The 23,486-nt window shown below is 62.3% G+C and carries 17 protein-coding genes and 1 other RNA gene; 10 read left to right on the forward strand and 8 right to left on the reverse strand.

What is annotated here, in order from left to right; genetic code table 11:
• The 5 genes from smc to ffs all read left to right on the forward strand — a co-directional run bounded on the left by smc (position 1) and on the right by ffs (position 8,764).
• The gene (gene smc, locus JMN22_RS10760; RefSeq protein WP_198797584.1) at positions 1–3,489 is read left to right on the forward strand and encodes a chromosome segregation protein SMC; all 3,489 of its coding nucleotides are present in this window, start codon (positions 1–3) and stop codon (positions 3,487–3,489) included.
• Positions 3,490–3,744: 255 nt separating this feature from the next.
• Entirely contained in the window at positions 3,745–4,590 is an 846-nt protein-coding gene (gene zipA / locus JMN22_RS10765; RefSeq protein WP_030140882.1) for a cell division protein ZipA, read from the forward strand.
• Positions 4,591–4,704: 114 nt separating this feature from the next.
• Positions 4,705–7,062, forward strand: a complete 2,358-nt coding sequence (ligA, locus tag JMN22_RS10770) for an NAD-dependent DNA ligase LigA (protein ID WP_198797583.1) — start codon at positions 4,705–4,707, stop codon at positions 7,060–7,062.
• Between the two features lie 128 nt (positions 7,063–7,190).
• Entirely contained in the window at positions 7,191–8,351 is a 1,161-nt protein-coding gene (locus JMN22_RS10775) for a zinc-binding metallopeptidase family protein (protein ID WP_198797582.1), read from the forward strand.
• Positions 8,352–8,667: 316 nt separating this feature from the next.
• Positions 8,668–8,764: signal recognition particle sRNA small type (ffs, locus tag JMN22_RS10780), an RNA gene on the forward strand.
• 182 nt (positions 8,765–8,946) lie between these two features.
• Here the strand turns inward: ffs and JMN22_RS10785 are convergent.
• The gene (locus tag JMN22_RS10785; RefSeq protein WP_030140885.1) at positions 8,947–9,261 is read right to left on the reverse strand and encodes a helix-turn-helix domain-containing protein; all 315 of its coding nucleotides are present in this window, start codon (positions 9,259–9,261) and stop codon (positions 8,947–8,949) included.
• A 339-nt stretch (positions 9,262–9,600) separates the two neighbouring features.
• On the opposite strand from JMN22_RS10785, the gene JMN22_RS10790 reads away from it, so the two are divergent.
• Entirely contained in the window at positions 9,601–11,343 is a 1,743-nt protein-coding gene (locus tag JMN22_RS10790) for a putative bifunctional diguanylate cyclase/phosphodiesterase (protein ID WP_198797581.1), read from the forward strand.
• Here the strand turns inward: JMN22_RS10790 and JMN22_RS10795 are convergent.
• Positions 11,295–12,062, reverse strand: coding sequence for a substrate-binding periplasmic protein (locus JMN22_RS10795; RefSeq protein WP_030140887.1), 768 nt, complete (start codon positions 12,060–12,062; stop codon positions 11,295–11,297). The genes JMN22_RS10790 and JMN22_RS10795 overlap by 49 nt on opposite strands.
• 143 nt (positions 12,063–12,205) lie before the next feature.
• Here JMN22_RS10795 and dnaX point away from each other — a divergent pair, with 143 nt between their 5' ends.
• The 4 genes from dnaX (at position 12,206) to recR (ending at position 16,708) form a co-directional block, all read left to right on the forward strand.
• On the forward strand, positions 12,206–14,293 hold the full coding sequence (gene dnaX / locus JMN22_RS10800; RefSeq protein ID WP_198797580.1) for a DNA polymerase III subunit gamma/tau: 2,088 nt from the start codon (positions 12,206–12,208) through the stop codon (positions 14,291–14,293).
• Between the two features lie 64 nt (positions 14,294–14,357).
• Entirely contained in the window at positions 14,358–14,696 is a 339-nt protein-coding gene (locus tag JMN22_RS10805; protein WP_003183512.1) for a YbaB/EbfC family nucleoid-associated protein, read from the forward strand.
• A 314-nt stretch (positions 14,697–15,010) separates the two neighbouring features.
• Complete coding sequence (locus JMN22_RS10810) at positions 15,011–16,039, forward strand: NADP-dependent oxidoreductase (RefSeq protein WP_030140890.1); 1,029 nt, start codon at positions 15,011–15,013, stop codon at positions 16,037–16,039.
• Between the two features lie 66 nt (positions 16,040–16,105).
• The gene (recR, locus tag JMN22_RS10815) at positions 16,106–16,708 is read left to right on the forward strand and encodes a recombination mediator RecR (protein ID WP_181286939.1); all 603 of its coding nucleotides are present in this window, start codon (positions 16,106–16,108) and stop codon (positions 16,706–16,708) included.
• Between the two features lie 127 nt (positions 16,709–16,835).
• Here the strand turns inward: recR and JMN22_RS10820 are convergent, their stop codons facing one another.
• From JMN22_RS10820 to JMN22_RS10845, 6 genes are all read right to left on the reverse strand, one after another.
• Complete coding sequence (locus JMN22_RS10820) at positions 16,836–17,384, reverse strand: adenine phosphoribosyltransferase (RefSeq protein ID WP_003183509.1); 549 nt, start codon at positions 17,382–17,384, stop codon at positions 16,836–16,838.
• A 75-nt stretch (positions 17,385–17,459) separates the two neighbouring features.
• Positions 17,460–18,194 (reverse strand): fumarate/nitrate reduction transcriptional regulator Fnr, encoded by a 735-nt coding sequence (fnr, locus tag JMN22_RS10825; RefSeq protein ID WP_030140892.1) that lies wholly within the window; start codon positions 18,192–18,194, stop codon positions 17,460–17,462.
• Between the two features lie 95 nt (positions 18,195–18,289).
• A complete protein-coding gene (hemN, locus tag JMN22_RS10830) occupies positions 18,290–19,672 on the reverse strand; it encodes an oxygen-independent coproporphyrinogen III oxidase (protein ID WP_030140893.1) in 1,383 nt (460 codons plus the stop codon).
• Positions 19,673–19,982: 310 nt separating this feature from the next.
• Positions 19,983–20,666 carry a sulfite exporter TauE/SafE family protein gene (locus JMN22_RS10835; RefSeq protein WP_030140894.1) on the reverse strand — a complete coding sequence of 228 codons (684 nt, stop codon included), beginning with the start codon at positions 20,664–20,666 and terminating at the stop codon, positions 19,983–19,985.
• On the reverse strand, positions 20,659–20,877 hold the full coding sequence (gene ccoS / locus JMN22_RS10840; RefSeq protein WP_030140895.1) for a cbb3-type cytochrome oxidase assembly protein CcoS: 219 nt from the start codon (positions 20,875–20,877) through the stop codon (positions 20,659–20,661). Before ccoS ends, JMN22_RS10835 begins: the two co-directional genes overlap by 8 nt.
• A gap of 24 nt (positions 20,878–20,901) precedes the next feature.
• The gene (locus tag JMN22_RS10845; protein ID WP_198797759.1) at positions 20,902–23,346 is read right to left on the reverse strand and encodes a heavy metal translocating P-type ATPase; all 2,445 of its coding nucleotides are present in this window, start codon (positions 23,344–23,346) and stop codon (positions 20,902–20,904) included.
• Between the last annotated feature and the right edge of the window lie 140 nt (positions 23,347–23,486).

Consider the following 23,486-nt stretch of genomic DNA (forward strand, 5'->3'; position numbering starts at 1 on the left):
ATGCGCCTCAAGTGCATCAAGCTGGCGGGGTTCAAATCCTTCGTCGACCCGACCACGGTGAACTTCCCCAGCAACATGGCGGCAGTGGTCGGGCCCAATGGCTGCGGCAAGTCGAACATCATCGATGCCGTGCGCTGGGTGATGGGCGAAAGCTCGGCGAAGAACCTGCGCGGCGAGTCGATGACCGACGTCATCTTCAATGGCTCCACCAGTCGCAAGCCGGTAAGCCAGGCGAGCATCGAGCTGGTGTTCGATAACTCTGACGGCACGCTGATTGGCGAGTACGCGGCCTACGCGGAAATTTCCATTCGGCGCAAAGTGACCCGCGACAGCCAGAACAGTTATTTCCTCAACGGCGCCAAGTGCCGACGTCGGGACATTACCGACATCTTCCTGGGTACCGGCCTGGGCCCGCGCAGCTATTCGATCATCGAACAGGGCATGATCTCCAAGCTGATCGAGGCCAAGCCCGAGGACCTGCGCAATTTCATCGAGGAAGCCGCCGGAATCTCCAAGTACAAGGAGCGGCGCCGCGAGACCGAAAACCGCATCCGTCGAACCCACGAAAACCTCGCCCGCCTGACCGACCTTCGCGAAGAACTCGAGCGCCAACTCGAACGCCTGCACCGCCAGGCCGAAGCCGCGAAGAAATACCAGGAATACAAAGGCGAGGAGCGCCAGCTCAAGGCCCAGCTATCGGCCCTGCGCTGGCAGGCGTTGGACGAGCAGGTTGGCCAGCGCGAGGCGATCATTGGCAACCAGGAAGTCAGTTTCGAAGCGCTGGTGGCCGAACAACGCAACGCCGATGCCGCCATCGAGCGCCTTCGCGATGGGCACCACGAACTGTCCGAACGCTTCAATCTGGTGCAAGGGCGTTTCTATTCGGTGGGCGGTGACATTGCCCGGGTCGAACAAAGCATCCAGCACGGTCAGCAACGCTTGCGCCAGTTGCAGGATGATTTGAAGGAAGCCGAGCGCGCGCGCCTGGAAACCGAATCGCACCTGGGCCACGACCGCACCTTGTTGCTGACCCTTGGTGAAGAACTGGAACGGCTCACCCCGGAGCAGGAACTCACCAGCGCCGCCGCCGAAGAGGCGGCCGCAGCGTTGGAGGAAGCCGAGCTGACCATGCACGGCTGGCAGGAGCAGTGGGACAGCTTCAACCTGACCTCCGCCGAGCCACGGCGCCAGGCTGAAGTCCAGCAGTCGCGCATCCAGCAATTGGAAACCAGCATGGAGCGCCTGGCCGAGCGTCAACGGCGTCAGTCCGAAGAGCGTGCATTGCTCGCGGCAGACCCGGAGGACGCCGCCATCCTGGAGCTGGGCGAGCAACTCGCCACCAGCGAAGCCACGCTCGAAGACTTGCAGGCCAGCGAAGACGCCCAGGTCGAACGCCTCGAACAACTGCGCCAAGCCTTGCAACTGGCCCTGCAGAACCAGCAACAGGCCCAGGGCGAATTGCAGCGCCTCAACGGCCGCCTGGCCTCGTTGGAAGCCTTGCAACAGGCAGCGTTGGACCCGGGCACCGGCACTGCCGAATGGCTGCGCGACCAGCATCTGGCCGAGCGTCCGCGCCTGGCCGAAGGGTTGAAGGTCGATGCCGGTTGGGAGTTGGCGGTGGAAACCGTACTGGGTGCCGACCTTCAAGCGGTGCTGGTCGATGATTTCGCCGGCTTCGACCTTTCCGGGTTCAGCCAAGGCGATCTGCGCCTGCTCAGCCCGGCCGGCGACGGCGTGCGGGTGCCGGGCAGCCTGTTGGACAAAGTCGAGGCCCAAGTCGATCTGTCGCCCTGGCTGGGGCAGGTCAAGCCAGTGGACAGCCTGGAACAGGCCTTGGCCTTGCGTGGGCAATTGGCGGCCGGCGAAAGCCTGATCAGTCGTGACGGGTATTGGGTCGGCCGGCATTTCCTGCGTGTGCGCCGGGCCAGCGAAGCGGAGAGTGGCATGCTCGCCCGCGGCCAGGAAATCCAGCGCCTGGGCGCCGAGCGCGAAGAGCGCGAGGCCAGCGTCGAAGCGCTGGAAACCGAATTGCAGAACCTGCGGGCGCAACAGCGTCAACAGGAAAACGGTCGCGAACATTTGCGTCGGCTGTTACAGGACGAAGCGCGCCAGCAGGGCGAACTCAAGGCGCAGCTGTCCGCCGGCAAGGCCAAGGTCGAACAATTGGCCCTGCGCCGCACCCGTCTGGACGAAGAAATCGCCGAGTTGGGCGAGCAGCGGGCGCTGGAACACGAGCAGATCGGCGAGGCGCGCCTGCAATTGCAGGAAGCCCTTGATGCGATGGCGCTGGATACCGAGCAGCGTGAATTACTGCTGGCCCAGCGCGACAGCCTGCGCGAACGCCTCGACCGCGTGCGCCAGGAAGCGCGCCAGCACAAGGATCATGCTCATCAACTGGCGGTACGCCTGGGCTCGCTCAAGGCGCAATACGATTCCACCCGCCAGGCCTTGGAGCGCCTGGAAATGCAGTCCGAGCGCCTGACTGAAAAGCGCGAACAGTTGAGCCTCAACCTGGAGGAGGGCGAGGCGCCGCTGGAAGAGCTGCGCCTCAAGCTTGAAGAATTGCTCGACAAACGCATGAGCGTCGACGAAGAGCTCAAGACCGCGCAGATCGCCCTGGAAGACGCCGACCGCGAATTGCGCGATGCCGAGAAGCGCCGCAGCCAGGCCGAGCAGCAATCGCAACTGATCCGTGGCCAGATGGAACAGCAGCGCATGGAGTGGCAAGCCCTGACCGTGCGCCGCAAGGCCTTGCAGGACCAACTGCTGGAGGACGGCTACGACCTCAACGGCGTACTCGCGACCCTGGTGGCGGGGGCGAACGAGAAGGACGCCGAGGAAGAGCTTGAGCGCATTGCCCAGCGCATCCAGCGCCTGGGCGCGATCAACCTGGCCGCAATCGACGAATACCAGCAGCAGTCCGAGCGCAAGCGCTACCTGGATGCCCAGAACGACGATCTGGTGGAGGCGCTGGAGACCCTGGAAAACGTCATCCGCAAGATCGACAAGGAAACCCGCAACCGCTTCAAGGATACCTTTGATCAGATCAATGGCGGTTTGCAGGCACTTTTCCCAAAAGTTTTCGGTGGCGGCAGCGCCTATTTGGAACTGACGGGCGAAGATCTACTCGATACTGGGGTGACAATCATGGCGCGTCCTCCCGGCAAGAAGAACAGCACCATTCATTTGCTCTCCGGCGGTGAAAAAGCGTTGACGGCACTGGCCCTGGTCTTTGCCATTTTCAAACTGAACCCGGCGCCGTTCTGCATGCTCGACGAAGTCGACGCGCCGTTGGACGACGCCAACGTAGGCCGTTACGCACGGCTGGTGAAGGAGATGTCTGAAACAGTGCAGTTCATCTACATCACCCACAACAAGATCGCCATGGAGATGGCTGATCAACTGATGGGGGTGACCATGCATGAGCCAGGTTGTTCGCGACTGGTGGCGGTGGATGTGGAGGAGGCCATGGCCATGGTGGACGCCTGAACAAGGTTGTAGGGCTTCTACTTCGAACGCCGTAGGTGTTTTTACCCTTGGGGCTGATGTTCAATTCACAGATTGGGCACAAGCCTATGCGACAGACGGTGTAAAGTTGTCTTTGGTCGTGCTAGTTTAATGTCAATTTTTCGTATGCGTGGGCAAAACGCCATTCAGAACATAGAGTTGGCGCCACGTTTTAAAGCGGTTTGCAAATAGCTAAGCCCCTTATTTTTCAGCATTTTTATAGAGGCACGGGATTACATGGAAATCGGTCTGCGCGAGTGGCTGATCGTCATCGGCATCATTGTCATTGCCGGTATTCTTTTCGACGGCTGGCGTCGCATGCGCGGCGGCAAGGGGAAACTCAAGTTTCGCCTGGATCGCAGCCTGTCGAACCTGCCGGATGAAGATGACAGCGCCGAACTGCTTGGCCCGCCCAGGGTGCTCGACACCCACAAGGAGCCCCAGCTGGACGAGCATGACCTGCCGTCGATGAGCGCGCCTGCACGTGAGCCACGAGAGTCGGGTTCCAAGCGCGGCAAGCGCAACAGCGAGCCTTCCCAGGGCGACTTGAACCTGAACCTGGACTTGGATGGCGGCCCGGGCTTCAGCAGCCGTGATGGCGATTTCCCGGACGAGAGCAAGCCTTCCAGTGCCGACAAGGAACAGGCCCAGGCCGAAGAAGTGCTGGTGATCAGCGTGATCTGCCGCGACCCGGCCGGCTTCAAGGGCCCGGCGCTGCTGCAGAACATCCTCGAGAGCGGCCTGCGCTTTGGCGAAATGGACATTTTCCATCGCCACGAAAGCATGGCCGGCAATGGCGAGGTGTTGTTCTCCATGGCCAACGCGGTCAAGCCTGGGGTGTTCGACCTCGACGACATCGACCACTTCAGCACCCCGGCGGTGAGCTTCTTCCTCGGCTTGCCAGGCCCTCGCCATCCCAAGCAGGCCTTTGACGTGATGGTCGCCGCGGCGCGCAAGCTGTCCCAGGAGCTCAACGGTGAATTGAAGGATGACCAGCGCAGCGTGCTGACCGCCCAGACGATCGAGCATTACCGCCAGCGCATCGTCGAATTCGAGCGCCGCGCGCTGACCCAGAAGCGCTGAGGCCAAAGATCGCTGGCTCCTACGGCAGCTCCTACGGCTCCTACGGGGCCCGCAGCGACCTAAGTATTGAGAATGAGCAGCCCAGGCTGCTCTTTTGCTTTATGAGAGAACACCATGAACGCCGTTGAAACCCGCATCCTAGAGCTGCGCGCCGAGCTGGATCAGCATAACTATCGTTACCATGTACTCGATGAACCGAGCATCCCGGACGCCGAATACGACCGCCTGTTCCACGAACTCAAGGCCCTGGAAGAGCAGCACCCGGAACTGGTGACCAGCGACTCCCCGACCCAGCGAGTCGGCAGCATGGCGCTGTCGGCGTTCAGCCAGGTGCGGCATGAGATCCCGATGCTCAGCCTGGGCAACGCGTTCGACGAAACCACCCTGCGTGAATTCGATCGGCGCGTGACAGAAGGCCTTGACCTGCCCCTGGGCGATTTGCTCGGCGGCGGTGCGGCGGTGGAATACAGTTGTGAACCGAAGCTCGATGGTTTGGCGGTCAGCCTGTTGTACCAGGACGGCATGTTGGTGCGCGGTGCCACGCGCGGTGACGGCACCACGGGCGAGGACATCAGCGTCAACGTGCGCACGGTGCGCAACATTCCCCTCAAGCTGCAGGGCAGCGGTTGGCCGCCGGTGCTGGAAGTGCGCGGCGAGGTGTACATGTCCAAGGCCGGTTTCGAGCGCCTCAATGCCACGCAACTGGAAGCGGGCGGCAAGACGTTCGCCAATCCGCGTAATGCGGCGGCGGGTAGCCTGCGCCAGCTCGACTCGAGAATCACGGCCAACCGTCCCCTTGAGTTCTGTTGCTATGGCATCGGCCAGGTGACATCGGACATCGCCGACACCCACATCGGTAACCTCAAGCAACTCAAGGCCTGGGGCATGCCCATCAGCCGTGAGCTGAAGCTGGCCCACGGCATCGACGAATGCCTGGATTACTACCGCGACATCGGCGAGCGACGCAATTCGCTGCCCTACGAAATCGACGGCGTGGTGTTCAAGGTCAACAGCATCGCCTCCCAGCGCGAGTTGGGTTTTCGTGCCCGCGAGCCGCGCTGGGCCATCGCCCATAAATTCCCCGCCAGCGAAGAACTCACCGAATTGCTCGACGTCGAGTTCCAGGTCGGCCGTACCGGTGCTGTCACACCCGTGGCGCGGCTCAAACCCGTCAAGGTGGCTGGCGTGACGGTGGCCAATGCCACGTTGCACAACATGGACGAAGTGGCGCGCCTGGGTCTGATGATCGGCGACACGGTGATCATTCGCCGCGCCGGCGACGTGATCCCGCAGGTGGTGCAAGTCGTCACCGAGCGCCGTCCGGACGATGCTCGCCCGGTGGAGGTGCCGCAGCTGTGTCCGGTTTGCGGTTCCCATGTCGAACGTACGCAACTGATCAAGCGCAGCAAGGGACGTGAGACCGTCAGCGAAGGCGCGGTGTACCGCTGCGTCGGTCGCCTGGCTTGTGGCGCGCAACTCAAGCAGGCGATCATCCATTTCGTCTCGCGGCGGGCGATGGATATCGAAGGCCTGGGCGAAAAAAGTGTCGAGCAGTTGGTGGATGAAGGGCTGGTGGGGTCGCCTGCCGACCTGTATGCGCTGACGTTCGAGCAAGTCGTCGACCTGGAAGGCTTCGCCGAGCTATCGAGCAAGAATTTGCTGGCGGCCATCGTCGACAGCAAGCAGCCGAGCCTGGCGCGCTTCATCTACGCCCTCGGCATCCCGGACGTGGGCGAGGAGACCGCCAAGGTCCTGGCCCGCTCCCTCGGTTCGCTGGAGCGCGTGCAGGCGGCGTTGCCCCAAGTGCTGACGTACCTGCCGGATGTGGGGCTGGAGGTCGCCCATGAGATCCACAGCTTCTTTGAGGACCCGCACAATCGCCAGGTCATCAAGGATCTGCTGCGCCATGGCTTGGAAATTCAGGATCAGGGCGAGTTGGGCGCGGAGTTCTCTGCCAGCACGACCCTGGGCGGCTTCCTCGACAAGCTGCACATTCCTTCAGTTGGCCCGGGCGGCGCGCAGAAACTGGCGGACAAGTTCGGTTCCCTCGAAGCAGTCATGAACGCCGACTGGCTGGACATGCGCCAGGCGCTTCCGGAAAAACAGGCCAACGCCGTGCGCGAGTTCTTCGCTGTCGCTGCCAATCGAGAGCAGGCCTTGGCCGCAGAGAAGCAACTGCAGGATTTCGGCATGCACTGGCTGAGCGAGAAAAAGGTTGTCGAAGGCTTGCCCGAAGCAGGGCACACCTGGGTATTGACCGGTTCGTTGGAGCTGATGAGTCGCGACATAGCCAAGGACAAGTTGGAGAGCCTGGGGGCCAAGGTGGCTGGTTCCGTGTCGGCAAAGACCCACTGCGTGGTGGCCGGGCCGGGGGCGGGGTCGAAGTTGACCAAGGCTAATGAGCTGGGGCTCAAGGTGCTCGACGAACAAGCGTTTGTCGACTTTCTGAAGGGCCATGGCATCCCGGTCTGAGGGCGCTCGGCTTTTGTGGTGAGGGAGCAAGCTCCCTCGCCACGGTTTATCGGCGCTATGACCCAGCGTTTTGGAACGATCATGAACCTAAGGTGATCTAGTCTTGCAGGCTCCAGGGAGAGATCGCCATGTACCGCTTCTTCGAACAATTGAGCTCGCGCATCGCCGCGCCGTTCCTCGGTGATCGGTCACGCAACAGCAAGGTCTGGCCGTGCCGTTGCGGCCAGTCATTGTTCTTTCGCAACAGCCAGTGCCTGGCTTGCCTGGCGGCGCTGGGCTATCAGCCGGAGCAGAGTCGCCTGTCGTCCCTCCAGCCCGGCGAGCAGGCTGATACCTGGACATTGGATGCCGACCCGCAGGCCGGGCTGTTCCGCCGCTGCGCCAATCTCGATACCCCTGCGGCCTGCAACTGGCTGCTTCCCGCCAACGGACAAGACACGCTGTGCATCGCCTGCAGCTTGAACCGCACGATTCCTGACCTGTCGCTCCCGGAAAACCCCGAGCGCTGGGGCAAGGTTGAAACGGCCAAGCGCCGTCTGGTGGCGCAGTTGATCACCCTCGGCTTGCCGGTCATTCCCAAGACTGTCGACGACAACATCGGCCTGGCCTTCGATTTCATCGGCGTCGATCCCGACGGAAAACCGCCGACGACCGGGCACGCCAGTGGGCTTATCACGCTCGATATCAAAGAAGCCGACGATGCTCATCGCGAGCACGTGCGCCAGCAGATGCACGAGCCGTATCGCACCTTGCTCGGGCACTTTCGCCACGAGGTCGGCCATTACTATTGGGATCGGTTGATTGCCAACAGTCATTGGCTGGAACCGTTTCGCGCGTTGTTCGGCGATGAACGCGCCAGTTATTCCGAAGCTTTGGAGCGGCACTACCAACAAGGTGCGCCGCTGGATTGGCAAACCCACTACGTCAGTGCCTACGCCACCATGCATCCTTGGGAGGATTGGGCCGAGACCTGGGCTCATTACCTGCACATGATGGACGCGGTGGACACGGCGCTGGGCTTCGGCATGAGTGCGCGGGAAATGGATTTCGACTATCAGCCGTTCCCGCCCGACACCCTGTTTGACCCGGGGCATGCGGGTGGCACGGCGTTCCTGTCATTCGTCAATGCCTGGATCGAACTGGCGGGCATGCTCAACGAGCTGTCGCGCAGCATGGGCCAGCCGGATTTCTACCCGTTCGTCGTGCCGGCTGCGGTGATCACCAAACTGCATTTCATCCATCTGGTGATCCAGGAGGAGGGCGGTCGGGCGGATGAGGTGTTGTTGTAAGTGTCTGTGGAGGCCGCCTGCATCCTCGTTGAATGTGCCGACGCTTTCGCGAGCAGGCTCGCTCCCACACTGGCTGGCGGTTGTCCGCAGCTCTGGCGTCCGGGCACAGAACCCCTGTGGGAGCGAGCTTGCTCGCGATAGCGGCCGGTCAGCCAACGTCATGCTGAACGTGGCGACACCCTCGCAGGCAAACCGCGATCCCATAGCAAGTGCTTGAACATCTTCAGTTTTTAATCCGCCACGAACGGTTGTAACTTCTTGTCAGATAGGTACAATGGCGCGGCTCGCCGTCAGGCGGGCGTCGTTATGGTGACCCCATCGGTCCCCCCGCAACGATTACCCGTGAACCTGGTCAGATCCGGAAGGAAGCAGCCACAGCGGGAACATTGTGTGCCGGGGTGTGGCTGGTGGGGTTGCCTCCATAACGCTCCAGGCCTTCGTTCGCAAGGTTTGTCAAACTCAAAATTTTTTGTTGTTTTGCTGATCGACACTGATCGGTGCTTTCTGCTGCCCTGGTTTTCGCGGACAAGGCAGCCGAGCGCCAACAAGGAGGCCGAGCCGTGCCGTTGGCACCCCCTGCTTCTATTTCACTGCATCAAGGCTTGGACAGCGCCTGGTCAACCGCCACGATCAGCTTCCCAAGGTCCTTCGGGGTGGCTTTGTGAATGATGTTGAACAGGTACGCCCGCTGCTCGTCTTCGTCGCCCATGTCAGCGAAGAATGCCTTGAGCTGGACGTCCAGTGCGTCGGCAAACAGGAACAGGGCTTCGACGCTCGGAGTGTAGGCGCCGGTTTCGAAGCGGCTGATGGTTTTCGGGTCGAAACCGGTTTTTTCGCCAAGTTCAGCCTGAGTGAGCCCCGCTACTTTGCGGTAGCGTCTGATGGCCGGACCCAGACTTGAAATTCGCATCGCTTAATTCCCATTCAGAATCAAGAACTTAACGATAGATCTTCGCATTAGGCAACCGCTCGTTCCATCACCTTGCTTTGCAAAATGTGATGCGTTTCGTAGAATCGGCCTTTGGCATGGGTATTTTAGTGACCTGCTTCAGGAGCCGGTGTGCAGGAAAGACCGGGGCTCGCGCTTCTTTTGCAGCGACACAGGGCGGGGCCTGGAGCTTTTCAGGTCGCACCGCCAGCGTCCATGCTCCAGCTTTCTCAAGGTATTTGAGCCTAGTTGATTTTCGCCTCTGCGGGGGCGGTGCAACCGTGCGCGACAAACGAGCCTGACTCATGGATGACTGCTTCGATGGATAAGAAGTACCGCAGGGCTGTTGACGCCGCCGCGATCTTTTCCGAAACCGATTTGAGCGGGCGCATCACTTACGTCAATGATCAATTCTGCAGCCTGTTTGGCTACGGTCGGGATGAGTTGCTGGGGGCAGACCACCGCGTGCTCAACTCGGGCCAACATCCCAGTGAGTTCTTCAGCGCCATGTGGCGCACCATCGTCTTGGGCAAGATCTGGAAGGGCGAGATCTGTAATCGGGCCAAGGATGGGGCGTTGCATTGGGTCGATACCACCCTGGTGCCGGTGATCGACGAAGCGACAGGGAAGATCAAGCGTTATCTGGCGATTCGTTTTGACGTCAGCGAGAAGCGTCGGTTGCTGCATTCCTTGCAATGGCGTGTCGGTCACGACGTGCTCACCGGCTTGCCCAATCGCACCTATTTATCCGAACTGCTGGACCAGGCCCTGGCGTTTTCCCGGGTGGAAAACCTGCCCTTGGCCGTGTGCATGCTCGACCTCGATGGCTTCAAGGCCGTCAACGACGGGTATGGCCATGCCAGTGGCGATCGGCTGCTGGTGGAAGTCGCCAGGCGCCTGCGCAGCATCGTGCGTGGCGAAGACGTCGTGGCGCGGCTGGCCGGGGATGAGTTCGTCCTGGTGTTGCGCCATGTGCGAGGGATGGACGAATTGCATGCGGCCTTGAACCGGGTCCTGATCGCGGTTTCCATGCCTTATGTCATCGACGGCAAGGCCATCAACGTCTTTGCCAGCATCGGCGTCACGCTGTCTCCGTGGGACAACGAGGACGCCGACACGCTGCTGCGCCACGCCGACCAGGCGATGTACGTGGCCAAGCAGAGCGGTCGCAATCGCTTCCATCTGTTCGACGTTTCCAGGGACAAGGAAGTGCGGGCCACGTACCAGACCGTAGAGCGGGTGCGGCAGGCGCTGGCCGACAATGAGTTGCGGTTGCATTTTCAGCCAAAGGTCAATATGCGCGATGGTGTGGTGGTCGGGCTCGAGGCCTTGTTGCGCTGGAAGCATCCGCAGCGAGGCCTGGTGCCGCCACGGGAATTCCTGCCGTTGGTGGAGGAAACCGATCTGATCGTCGACATCGGCGAATGGGTCATGGAACAGGTATTGACCCAGCTTCAACAATGGCAACGGACGGGACCGGGCTGGCCGGTCAGCATCAATATTTCGGCGCGGCATTTTCAGCGGGCGGACTTTGTCGAGCGGCTGCGGCAGGTACTGGAACGGCATCCGGCGGTGTCGCCGCGCATGCTCGACCTGCAAATCGTCGAGTCGGTGGCCGTGGAAAACCTGGCGCATGTCAGCGCTTGCCTCCAGGCGTGCCAGGCCTTGGGCGTGGGCTTTTCCCTGGGCGGCTTCGGTACGGGGAATTGTTCGCTCAACGACCTCAAGCACCTGCGCACGCAAACCATCAAGATCGACAAGACGTTCGTGCGCGATATTCTCAATGACCGGGACGACCTGGCCTTGACCGAAGCGGTGATCGGCCTTGCCCGGGCATTTGGTCGACAGGTGGTCGCGGAGGGATTGGACAGCCTGGAGCATGGGCAGCTCCTGTTGGACCTGGGTTGTGAAGTGGCCCAGGGTTATTTCATCGCCCGACCGATGCCCGCCAGGCAGATACCGGGCTGGGTCAAGACGTTTATTCCACCGTTCCAATGGCAGGCCCGGCCAGCCGATCAGAGCGAAGCGGCGCTGGCCTGCGACCCGTCACCGCGGCCGGTATAAAGCTGGATGATTGCGTCGATTTCCCCGGATGCCTTCATCTCCTGCAAGGTTTGCAGAATGCGTTGCACCGGGATGTTCGGGTCATTGCGCAGGTAACAGCTCAGTTGCTGTTCCTGGAGGACCGCGACTTCGTGCAATTGCCGGTCAGCGGTGTGGCGTTGGTTGAACCAGTCCAACGCCCATTGATTGCTGACCGCATAGTGATAACGTCCCGCCAGCAGCTTTGCCAGCACCTGGTCCTGGCTGCGTGCGTCGTCCCGCCGGAGATGGCCGTTGTCGAACAAAGGCTGAAGGGTAGGATACCTATAGCTGAGCACGGTGCCGATCGATTGCTGTGCCAGCGCCGCGGGGTTGATTTTCACCGGAGCGCTGGACGAGCCGACCAGTACATCGCGCTGAAAAAACAGCGGGACACTCCAAAGGTAGTCGGGCGCTTCGTGGTCCACCCAATCAGGCGAGACGTAACACCGCATGTCTATTTCACCGTGCTCCATGGCGCCATCGAGTCTCGCGCGGGAAAGCACGTGGAATTGCGCCGGCATGCCCACTCGGGTCGCCAGGCTGGTCATGATATCCGGCAGGATGCCCTGGGTTGGACGGCCCCTCTCTATCTGCACCATGGGCATGGCCCAGCCATCGGTAATGGCGAAGCGCAAGGGGACCTCTTCTGCGAAACATCCCGTTCCCAACAACAGCAAAGCCCCCATGGCCGAACGCATAAACTCTCCTGACTATACAAAAACGTGCCGACAATCGAGCTGCTCAACCTAGCTTAGCCAGATTAGACGAGCACACCGGATGCAATTTCGCCCCTGCTCCGCTAGCATTAGCCGCTTATGTTCCTTCGTTGCGACGGTTTTCGATGAGTTATCAGGTTCTTGCACGTAAATGGCGTCCGCGCTCGTTCCGCGAAATGGTCGGCCAGACCCATGTGCTCAAGGCTCTGATCAATGCCTTGGACAGCCAGCGGCTGCACCACGCCTATCTGTTCACGGGCACCCGTGGCGTGGGCAAGACCACCATCGCGCGGATCATCGCCAAGTGCCTGAACTGTGAAACCGGCATCACCTCGTCGCCCTGCGGCGAATGTTCGGTCTGCCGGGAAATCGACGAAGGCCGTTTTGTCGACCTGATCGAAATCGACGCCGCCAGCCGCACCAAGGTCGAGGACACCCGCGAACTGCTCGACAACGTGCAGTACGCGCCGAGCCGTGGGCGCTTCAAGGTCTACCTGATCGACGAAGTGCACATGCTCTCCAGCCATTCCTTCAATGCGCTGCTCAAGACCCTCGAAGAACCGCCGCCCTACGTCAAGTTCATCCTGGCGACCACCGATCCGCAGAAACTCCCTGCAACGATTCTGTCGCGGTGCTTGCAGTTCTCCCTCAAGAACATGACGCCGGAACGCGTCGTCGAGCATTTGACCCACGTGCTGGGCGTCGAGAACGTGCCGTTCGAAGACGACGCGCTGTGGCTGTTAGGCCGCGCCGCCGATGGTTCGATGCGCGACGCCATGAGCCTGACCGACCAGGCCATCGCGTTCGGAGAAGGCAAGGTCATGGCCGCCGATGTGCGGGCCATGCTTGGCACGCTTGATCACGGCCAGGTCTATGACGTCTTGCACGCATTGATCGAAGGCGACGCCAAGGCGCTGCTGGAAGCGGTGCGTCACCTGGCCGAGCAGGGACCGGACTGGAATGGCGTGCTCTCGGAAATTCTCAACGTGCTGCACCGTGTCGCCATCGCCCAGGCCCTGCCTGATGGCGTCGACAACGGTCATGGCGACCGTGATCGCGTACTGGCCCTGGCCCAGGCGCTGCCGGCCGAGGACGTGCAGTTCTATTACCAGATGGGCCTGATCGGCCGTCGCGACCTGCCCCTGGCGCCGGACCCGCGAGGCGGTTTCGAAATGGTCTTGCTGCGGATGCTTGCGTTCCGGCCCGCCGATACGTCGGATGCGCCGAGACAAGCGCTAAAGCCAGTGGGGATCAGCCAGGCCACAGCTGATTCCGCCAAGCCAGTGGCTGCCGCGCCCGTGGTTGCGCCGGCAGCGGCTTCTGCTCCGGCGGCGGTGGCGCCTGTAGCCCAGCCGATTCCGGCGCCGGCACCGGCACCTGTTGTCGTCACGCCTGAGCCGGAGCCCGAACCGGTCGTCGAGGCGGTTCCCGAGGCCGTCGCCGAAGAAGTCATCGACCTGCCATGGAACGACCCGGTCGAGCCGGAAGTTGTCCAGCAACCGGCCGTCGAGCCCGTGCTGGAAACCGTGGCCGAGCAGCCTGAATTGCCACCAATGCCCATGCCCACGCCGGACAGCGCAGTGCCTGACGCGCCGGAGTGGGTGGCTGCACCGATGCCGGAGCCAACGGTGGCCGACGTCGATGTCGCCACGCCGGGCATCGACCTGGACGACGAGCCGCCGCTGGACGAGGATTACATCGAACCGGACATGGATTCGGCCTACAGCTACCTGGACGACCTGGCCAGCGAACATGCCGCCGAGCCGGCCCCGGAGCCCGAGCCGGAACCGGCGGCGATGCCGGCCACCGGATTGGCCCTGCAATGGCTGGAGCTGTTCCCGAAGCTGCAGATCAGCGGCATGACCGGCAGCATCGCCGCCAACTGCACGCTGATCTCGGTGGAGGGCGACCATTGGTTGCTGCACCTGGATCCGGCCCACAGCGCGCTGTTCAACGCGACCCAGCAGCGTCGCCTCAACGATGCGCTGAACCAGTACCATCAGCGCACCCTGACGTTGACCATCGAGCTGATCAAGCCCGAGCAGGAGACGCCGGCCCAGGCCGCGTCCCGGCGCCGTGCCGACCGGCAGCGTGAAGCCGAGGATTCGATCCACAACGATCCGTTCATCCAGCAGATGATGCAACAGTTCGGCGCCGTGGTCCGTCACGATACTATCGAACCTGTCGAGGCCCCGGTCCCCCAGGGCTCATAACTGAAGGCGCCGGGCCGTGCAGGCCGGGCGCGTTGTTTATCCAAGTACTTTCGAGGTGATTCCCATGATGAAAGGTGGCATGGCCGGCCTGATGAAGCAGGCGCAGCAGATGCAGGAAAAAATGGCCAAGATGCAGGAAGAGTTGGCCAACGCCGAAGTCACCGGCAAGTCCGGTGGCGACATGGTGACCGTGGTCATGACCGGTCGCCATGACATCAAGCGCGTCAGCATCGACCCAAGCGTGGTCGAAGGCCTGAGCGAAGACGACAAGGAAATGCTCGAAGCCCTGTTCGCCGCTGCCGTCAACGACGCGGTGCGCAAGATCGAAGCCAACAGCCAGGACAAGATGTCCGGCATGACCGCGGGCATGCAATTGCCGCCGGGCATGAAACTGCCGTTCTGATTCGCCATCCCGGTCGGGATGGGCTACACACAATGCCAGGCATCGCGCCTGGCATTTTTGTTTCTGCTTCAGAGATAGCAGTGGATGCCAGATCGCTATCGTCGGAACGCCGCCCGGAGCAAGCTCGCTCCCACAGTAGATTGTGATGAATACAAGATGTGTGTTCACCCATGAACCCTGTGGGAGCGAGCTTGCTCCGGGCGGCGTTCCGACGATGCGGCCACTGCGGTCCAACCGAACAAACATCGAACGCCGCCCCCTCGGCAATGGTCTGCTCCCTATACGTGTCCGCTCAACGAACAAGGAGACGCCCCATGTCATCGATTTCCAACCAGCGCATCGTCCTGGCCTCGCGCCCCACCGGCGCGCCAACCGCTGAAAATTTTCGCCTTGAACACATGACGCTGCCGGATCTGGCCGAAGGGCAGATCCTGCTCAAGACGCTGTTCCTGTCCCTGGACCCCTATATGCGCGGGCGCATGAGTGACGCACCGTCCTACGCGGCCCCGGTACAAATCGACGAAGTGATGACCGGTGGCGCTGTCAGTCGCGTGGAGCGTTCGATGCACCCGAAATTCCAGGAGGGTGATCTGGTGGTGGGCGCCACGGGTTGGCAAAGCCACTGCATCAGCGATGGGCGCAATGTCATTCCAATCCCTTCAGGATTGCCCAGCCCTTCGATGGCGCTGGGTGTTTTGGGCATGCCCGGCATGACCGCCTACATGGGGTTGATGGACATTGGCCAACCCAAGGCGGGAGAAACCCTGGTCGTGGCGGCGGCCTCCGGCGCGGTGGGCTCAGTGGTCGGCCAAGTGGCAAAGATCAAGGGCCTGCGGGTGGTGGGCGTGGCCGGTGGCGGTGAAAAATGCAAATACGTGGTCGATGAGCTGGGGTTCGACGCCTGCATCGACCACAAGAGCGCGAATTTTGCCGAAGAGCTGGCTCGGGCCTGCGACAAGGGCATTGATATCTATTACGAAAACGTCGGCGGAAAGGTTTTTGAGGCAGTGCTGCCATTGCTCAACGCCAAGGCGCGCATCCCGCTTTGCGGTTTGATCGCGTCCTACAATGATCATCAGCCGCCAAGTGGTCCGGATCGCCTGCCGCAGCTACAGCGCACCCTGTTGACCAAACGCGTGCGCATCCAGGGTTTCATCGTGTTCGATGACTACGGTGACCGCCAGCCGGAATTCATCAGCGCCATGGCGCCCTGGGTGCGTGACGGCCGGGTCAAGTTCCGCGAAGACGTCGTCGACGGACTGGAGAATGCACCACAGGCGTTCATCGGCCTGCTGGAAGGGCGCAATTTCGGCAAGCTGGTCGTGCGGGTGGCGCGCGATTGAGTATTTGACGCTAATCGGAGGCGCGGGTATAAACCGCGTCTCGTTGTTATGTCGGACGTTTCCTCAATGAGCTTCAGCCCTTTGATCCGCCAACTGATTGATGCCCTGCGAACCTTGCCGGGCGTGGGTCAGAAAACCGCCCAGCGCATGGCGTTGCAATTGCTCGAGCGTGATCGCAGCGGCGGCTCGCGCCTGGCCCAGGCCTTGAGCCAGGCCATGGAAGGTGTGGGGCACTGCCGCCAGTGTCGCACCCTGACGGAGGACGACCTGTGCCCGCAATGTGCCGATCCGCGCCGGGACGACAGCCTGCTTTGCGTGGTCGAGGGGCCGATGGATGTCTATGCGGTGGAGCAAACCGGTTTTCGCGGCCGTTATTTTGTGCTCAAGGGGCACTTGTCACCCCTCGACGGCCTGGGGCCTGAGGCCATCGGCATCCCGCAGTTGATGGCGCGGATCGAGGAGGCGGGCACGTTTACCGAAGTCATCCTCGCCACCAACCCGACGGTCGAAGGCGAAGCTACCGCCCATTACATCGCCCAGTTGCTGAGCAATAAAGGCCTGGTGGCCTCTCGCATCGCCCACGGCGTGCCGCTGGGTGGGGAGCTTGAGCTGGTGGACGGCGGGACGCTGGCGCATTCGTTTGCGGGGCGTAAGCCGATCGCCTTATAACCCCCACACAACCCCCTGTGGGAGCGAGCTTGCTCGCGATAGCGGTGTGTCAGCCAGTATAAGTATCAACTGATCCACCGCCATCGCAAGCAAGCTCGCTCCCACAGGGTTGTTCGTTGTTTGGAGGTTATTTTTCGCTGAGCGAAAACTGCGTCAGGCAGAACGTCGGGATGCCCATGTCTTCCAGGCGCTGGGACCCGAGCAGCTCCGGCAGATCAATGATCGCGGCCGCTTCGTGGACCTTCGCACCCATGCGGCGGATCAGGTTGGCGGCGGCGATCAACGTGCCGCCCGTGGCGATCAGGTCATCGAACATCACCACCGAATCCCCTTCGCACAGGCTGTCCGCGTGGACTTCCAGGAAGGCTTCGCCGTACTCGGTCTGGTAACCCTCGGCCAATACGTCGGCCGGCAGTTTGCCTTGCTTGCGAAACAGCACCAGAGGCTTGTTCAACTGATAGGCGAGGATCGAGCCAATCAGGAAGCCGCGTGCATCCATCGCGCCGATGTGCGTGAACTCGGCCTCGACATAACGGTGGGCGAAACTGTCCATGACCAGCCGCAGGGCCGTGGGTGACTGGAACAACGGTGTGATATCGCGAAAGATCACGCCTGGCTTGGGGAAATCGATCACGGGGCGGATCAGGGATTTGATGTCGAAGGAGTCGAAGACCATCGTCGAGGTGTCCTGGCTGGCTGCAAACGCGGCAGTATAGCGCGGCGAGGCGAAAGCCTCAGCCGCGCAAGCGCATCAGCCGTCGACCGAGCCGCCAGCCAAAGCGCAGAGCTGGATCGGATCAAGGATATGGATCTCCTTGCCCTCGGCGGCAATCAATTCATTCTGCTGGAACCGGGTAAACACCCGGGACACGGTTTCCACCGCCAGGCCCAGGTAGTTGCCGATTTCGTTGCGCGACATGCTCAAGCGAAACTGATTGGCCGAAAACCCACGGGCACGGAAGCGCGCCGAGAGGTTGACCAGGAACGTCGCAATGCGCTCATCGGCGGTCTTCTTCGAGAGCAACAGCATCATTTGCTGGTCGTCGCGGATCTCCCGGCTCATCACCCGCATCAACTGGCGGCGCAGCTGCGGCAGCTGTATGGCCAGTTCATCCAGGCGATCGAAGGGGATTTCGCACACGGAAGTGGTTTCCAGCGCCTGGGCCGAGACCGGATGGCTTTCGGTGTCCATGCCGGACAGGCCCACCAGTTCACTGGGCAGGTGGAACCCGGTGAGCTGTTCTTCGCCACCGTCGCTCAGGTTGAACGTCTTCAGGGCGCCCGAGCGCACGGCGTAGACCGAGTCGAAGGCATCGCCCTGGCGGAACAGGAACTCGCCTTTTTTCAAGGGACGTCCCCGCTTGACGATGTCGTCCAGCGCGTCCATGTCCTCCAGATTCAGCGAAAGTGGCAGACAGAGAGGGGCCAGGCTGCAATCCTTGCAATGAGCCTGGTTATGAGCGCGCGATTTGACTGGCTCGGACATTTCTTAAATCCTTGTGGGAAAAACACACATTAGACGTAAGGGTAACCCAGCGCACACACTCCGGCCAGTGCAGCGTTACCGTCAAATTGTCGCGCTCAGATGACTCGGGAAAAACGCTGCCGGTTTTGCTGCTCCAGATAGGCATCGAACACCATGCAGATCGAGCGCACCAGCAGGCGCCCGGCAGGCAAGACCTGGAGATGCGTGTCCGTCAATTCGATCAGGCCATCGTCGGCCATGACCTGCAACTGCGGCCATGACGACGCAAAATAGTCACGGAAATCGATGTTGAAGCGTTGCTCGATTTCGGCGAACGCCAGGATGAAGTGGCAGATCAGTTGCTGGATCACCGCTCGACGCGCTCGGTCGTCGGCGTTGCACACCAGCCCGCGACTGGTTGCCAGTTGCCCATCGGCCAATGTGTTCTGGTAATGGTTCAGGTCGCTGCTGTTTTGGCAGTACAGGTCGCCGACCTGGCTGATGGCCGACACCCCTAGGCCGATCAGATCGCAGTGGCCATGGGTGGTGTAGCCCTGGAAGTTACGCTGCAATGTCGCCTCTTCCTGAGCGATCGCCAGTTCGTCGTCGGGCAGGGCAAAGTGGTCCATGCCGATGTAGCGGTATCCGGCGGTGGTCAGTTGTTCAACGGTGCCTTGCAGCATGGCGAGTTTCTGCTCGGGGTTTGGCAGGTCCAGGCTGTTGATGCGCCGCTGGGGCATGAAGCGTTCCGGCAGGTGGGCGTAATTGAACACCGAGAGGCGGTCCGGTTGCAGGTTGATGACTTCCTCGACGGTGCGCGCGAAATTGTCCGGGGTCTGCTTGGGCAGGCCGTAGATGAGGTCGATGTTGATCGAGCGAAACTGCAAGGTCCGCGCCGCTTCGATCACGGCACGGGTTTCTTCCAGGCTTTGCAGGCGATTGACGGCGCGCTGGACGGCCGGGTCGAGGTCTTGCAGGCCGACGCTGACCCGGTTGAAACCCAATTCCCGCAACAGGCCCATGGTCGACCAGTCGGCTTCGCGAGGGTCGATCTCGATGCTGTAGTCGCCGGAATCGTCGTCCATCAGGTTCAAGTGCTGGCGCAGCTTGGCCATCAACTGGCGCAGCTCGTCGTGACTGAGGAACGTCGGGGTGCCACCGCCCAAATGCAGTTGTTCGACGCGCTGGGCGGGGTCGAGATGGCAGCCGATCAGCTGGATTTCCTGCTCCAGGCGTTGCAGGTAGGCATGGGCGCGACCGCGGTCCTTGGTGATGACCTTGTTGCAGGCGCAGTAGTAGCAGATGTTCGCGCAAAACGGCACGTGCACATACAGCGATAGCGGCTTGAGCGCCTTGCGGCTATCGCGCAGGGCGTGAAGCAGGTCGAACGAGCTCACCTGGCTGCCGAACTGTGCCGCGGTCGGGTACGAGGTGTAGCGTGGTCCCGCCAGGTCGTAGCGGCGGATCAGGTCTGAGTCCCAACGAATGGCGTCGAGCATGCGGGCGTTCCCCGGATAGGCTGGCATGGTCGGGAGTCTATGGGGGCGTGGGGAGGGGGGTGTTGATTTGCGTCAACGGCGCATCAGCAGTCGTCGAGGGGCGACGTCTGTCCAGACCACTCAAGACCCGTGGCGAGGGAGCTTGCTCCCGCTCGGCTGCGCAGCAGACGCAATATCAGCTAGATGCGTTCTGCCTGAAGATCGTAGGGGCCTGCTTTGCAGGCCAGCGGGAGCAAGCTCCCTCGCCACGGGGGCTGTTGCGGTGGTTGAGTTCATTCTCTCTGAATGGCTGGCGAAGATGGCGATTCGCTCAGTGCCCCATGAGCCAATGCTGATGCGGCCCTGGCAGCGTCCAGATACCGAAGACAATCACCAACAATCCCCCGGCCATGCGTACGCTGCGTTTGCGCAGCAGCGCGGTGACGCGCTCGGCCGCCAGGCCGGTGGCGAGCAGCACCGGCCAGGTGCCGAGGCCGAAGGCGAGCATCAACAGCGCACTGTCCAGCGCATTGCCCTGGCTGGCGGACCACAGCAGGGTGCTGTAGACCAATCCGCACGGCAACCAGCCCCATAATGCGCCGAGCAGCAAGGCCCGAGGCACGCTCGACACTGGCAGCAAGCGGTTGGCGACAGGCTGGATATGTCGCCACAAACCACGACCGATACTTTCGATGCGGGTCAGGCCGCTCCACCATCCGGCGAGGTACAGGCCCATGGCGATCAGCAGCAAACCGGCCAGCACGCGCATGATCATCGCCGCCGGGCTGTTGGCGACGGCCCAGCCGGCCAGGCCGATCAGCAAGCCAGCGGTGGCGTAGCTCAGGATCCGTCCGAGGTTGTACGCCAGCAACAGCCGAAAGCGGCGGCTGCGTTGGTCCTTGGGAATCGCCAGGGTGAGGGCGCCCATCAGGCCGCCACACATGCCCAGGCAATGGCCGCCGCCCAATAGACCCAGGATGACGGCTGAAACCAGCAGCGGTGCCAGGTCAAGCATGGGGCGGCGCCTTGTCGTCCGGTTTCTGGACCTCGCCGCTGGCTTCGTCCACCGCCGCCTTGTGGTTCGGGTCCTGGTCGTCGAACAGGATGCTGTGGGCCGGACCGTCAAGGTCGTCGTACTGTCCGCTGTCCACGGCCCAGAAAAAAATGTACACGGCGATGGCCACGATCAGCAGCGCGGCCGGGATCATTACGTAGAGAGCTGGCATGTCGGAACTCCATGCCCGCGCGGCTCAGGCCGGCAGCGGGCGGGTATCGGGTGTGGCGTCGAGCGCCTGCGGTTGACGGGTCAGCCTCAGCGCATTCAGCACCACGGTCAGCGAACTGATGGACATGCCGACCGCGGCCCACACCGGCGTGATCCAGCCGAGGGCGGCGAACGGCAACATGAGCCCATTGTACAGCCCTGCCCAGACCAGGTTCTCGATGATCACCCGACGGGTGCGCCGGGCCAGGCTGAAGGCATGGATCAAGGCATCCAGGCGATTGGACAGCAGCACCGCGTCGGCGCTGGTCTTGGCCAGGTCGGTGGCCGAACCCATGGCGACGCTGATGTCCGCCGCCGCCAATACCGGCACGTCGTTCACGCCATCGCCGAGCATCAGCACCTTGCGGCCTTGCTGATGCAATTGTTGGAGCACTGCCAGCTTGTCGTCCGGACGCAAGCCGCCGCGGGCTTCATCGATGCCCAGTTCGGCGGCGACGCTGGCAACCATCGGCGAGCTGTCGCCGGACAGCAGCAGTGTCCGCCAGCCCCGCGCCTTGCAGGCGGCCAGCAGCGCCGGGGCATCCGTGCGCAAACGATCGTCGAGGATAAACCAGGCCAGGGGTCCGACATCATCCCCCAACAGCAGCCATTGCCCGGGTTCGTCCGGCATCAACGGTACCGCGGCGCCACTCGGTTCGCAGACGAACACTGGATGGCCGATGCGCAGTCGCTGCTCGCCCACTGAACCCTCCAGGCCCAGGCCCGGGAAGCTTTGGACGTGCTCGGCGGCCAGCGGGGCGCGACCGAAGGCACGGGCAATAGGATGTTCCGAGCGATTTTCCAACGCCGCGGCCAAGGCCAGGCACTGGTCGCTGTCGAGTGCGGCGAGCGGTCGAATGGCGCGCAACGCCAGGCGGCCTTCGGTCAGGGTCCCGGTCTTGTCGAAAATCACCGTGTCGATCTGGTTCAGGCCCTCCAGCACATGACCTCGGGTCAACAGCAGTCCGAGTTTGTGCAAGGTCCCAGTGGCGGCGGTCAGGGCAGTCGGCGTCGCCAGCGAGAGCGCGCAAGGGCAGGTGGCGACCAGCATTGCCAAGACGATCCAGAAGGCGCGGGATGCGTCCAGGTACCACCACAGCAGGCCGATGGCGACTGCGGCAATCAAGGAAAACAGCAGGAACCATTGGGCTGCGCGGTCGGCGATTTCCGCCAGTCGTGGCTTTTCGGCCTGGGCCCGTTCCAGCAGCCGCACGATGGCTGACAGCCGGGTGTCATGGCCCAGCGCTTGCACTTCGACGGTCAGGGCGCCGTCGACATTCAGCGTACCCGCAGTGACCGCGTCGCCGGCCTGGCGGGGTTGTGGCAAGTATTCGCCGGTCAGCAGCGATTCATCGACGCTGGACTGGCCGTCGAGAATCCGGCCGTCGGCCGGCAGGATCGCGCCGGGCTGGACCAATACCCGGTCGCCGGTGCGCAGTTCGCTGAGCAGGATGCGCTCGCTCTGGCCGTGATCATCCAGGCGCAGGCACGAGGCGGGCAGCAGGTTGACCAATTGCGCGGTGGCGGCAGCGGTGCGTTCCCGGGCCCGCCGTTCAAGGTAGCGGCCGGCCAGCAGGAACAGGGCGAACATGCCGACGGCATCGAAGTACAACTCGCCGGCGCCGGTGATGGACGTCCAGATTCCGGCGATGTAGGCACTGCCAATGGCCAGGGACACCGAAACGTCCATGGTCAGGTGGCGGGTGCGCAGGTCGCGCATGGCGCCTTTGAAAAACGGTGCGCAGCTGTAGAACACGATCGGCGTCGTCAGGAACAGCGCGACCCAGCGCAGGATGGTGTGCATCTCAGGGCTCAGGTCGATGTTGAATTCCGGCCAGGTGGCCATGGTCGCCATCATCGCCTGGAACCACAACAACCCCGCCACCCCTAATTGGCGCAGGGCCAGGCGGTTCTGCGCAGCGAGCTGTTCGCTGGCCTGATCGGCCTGGTAGGGGTGCGCGGCGTAGCCGATCTGGCGCAGTTCGGCGAGCAATGTGCTCAGCGGCAATTGAGCATCGGCCCAGCGGACGTGCAGGCGATGGTTGGACAGGTTCAGCCGCGCCTCGGCCACGGCCGGCAAGGTGCGCAGGTGTTTTTCGATCAGCCAGCCGCAGGCCGCGCAACTGATGCCTTCCATGAGCAGGGTGGTCTCGGACAGGTCGCCTTCATGGCGGACGAACGATTGCTGCACGTCCTGGCGATCGTACAGTGCCAGCTCATCGGTCAACTGGACGGGCAAGGTCTCGGGGTTGGCCGACGCTTCACTGCGATGTAGGTAGTAACTTTCCAACCCGCCGGCGACGATCGCCTCGGCTACCGCCTGGCAGCCCGGGCAGCACAGCTCGCGGGTCTCGCCGAGGACAACGGCGGTGAAGCGGCTGCCGGGAGGGACGGGCAGGGCGCAGTGGTAGCAGGGTTGTGGGGTGGTCATGGTTGTCGGGTGAAGGCCTTTTGTGGCGAGGGAGCTTGCTCCCGCTCGGCTGCGCAGCAGTCGTGTTTCAATACGTAATATGCCCGAGGAATGTCGGATCAAAAACAGGGCCGCTTCGCGACCCAGCGGGAGCAAGCTCC

It is taken from the genome of Pseudomonas sp. HB05 (assembly GCF_016756915.1).
GTDB classification, from domain to species: domain Bacteria; phylum Pseudomonadota; class Gammaproteobacteria; order Pseudomonadales; family Pseudomonadaceae; genus Aquipseudomonas; species Aquipseudomonas alvandae.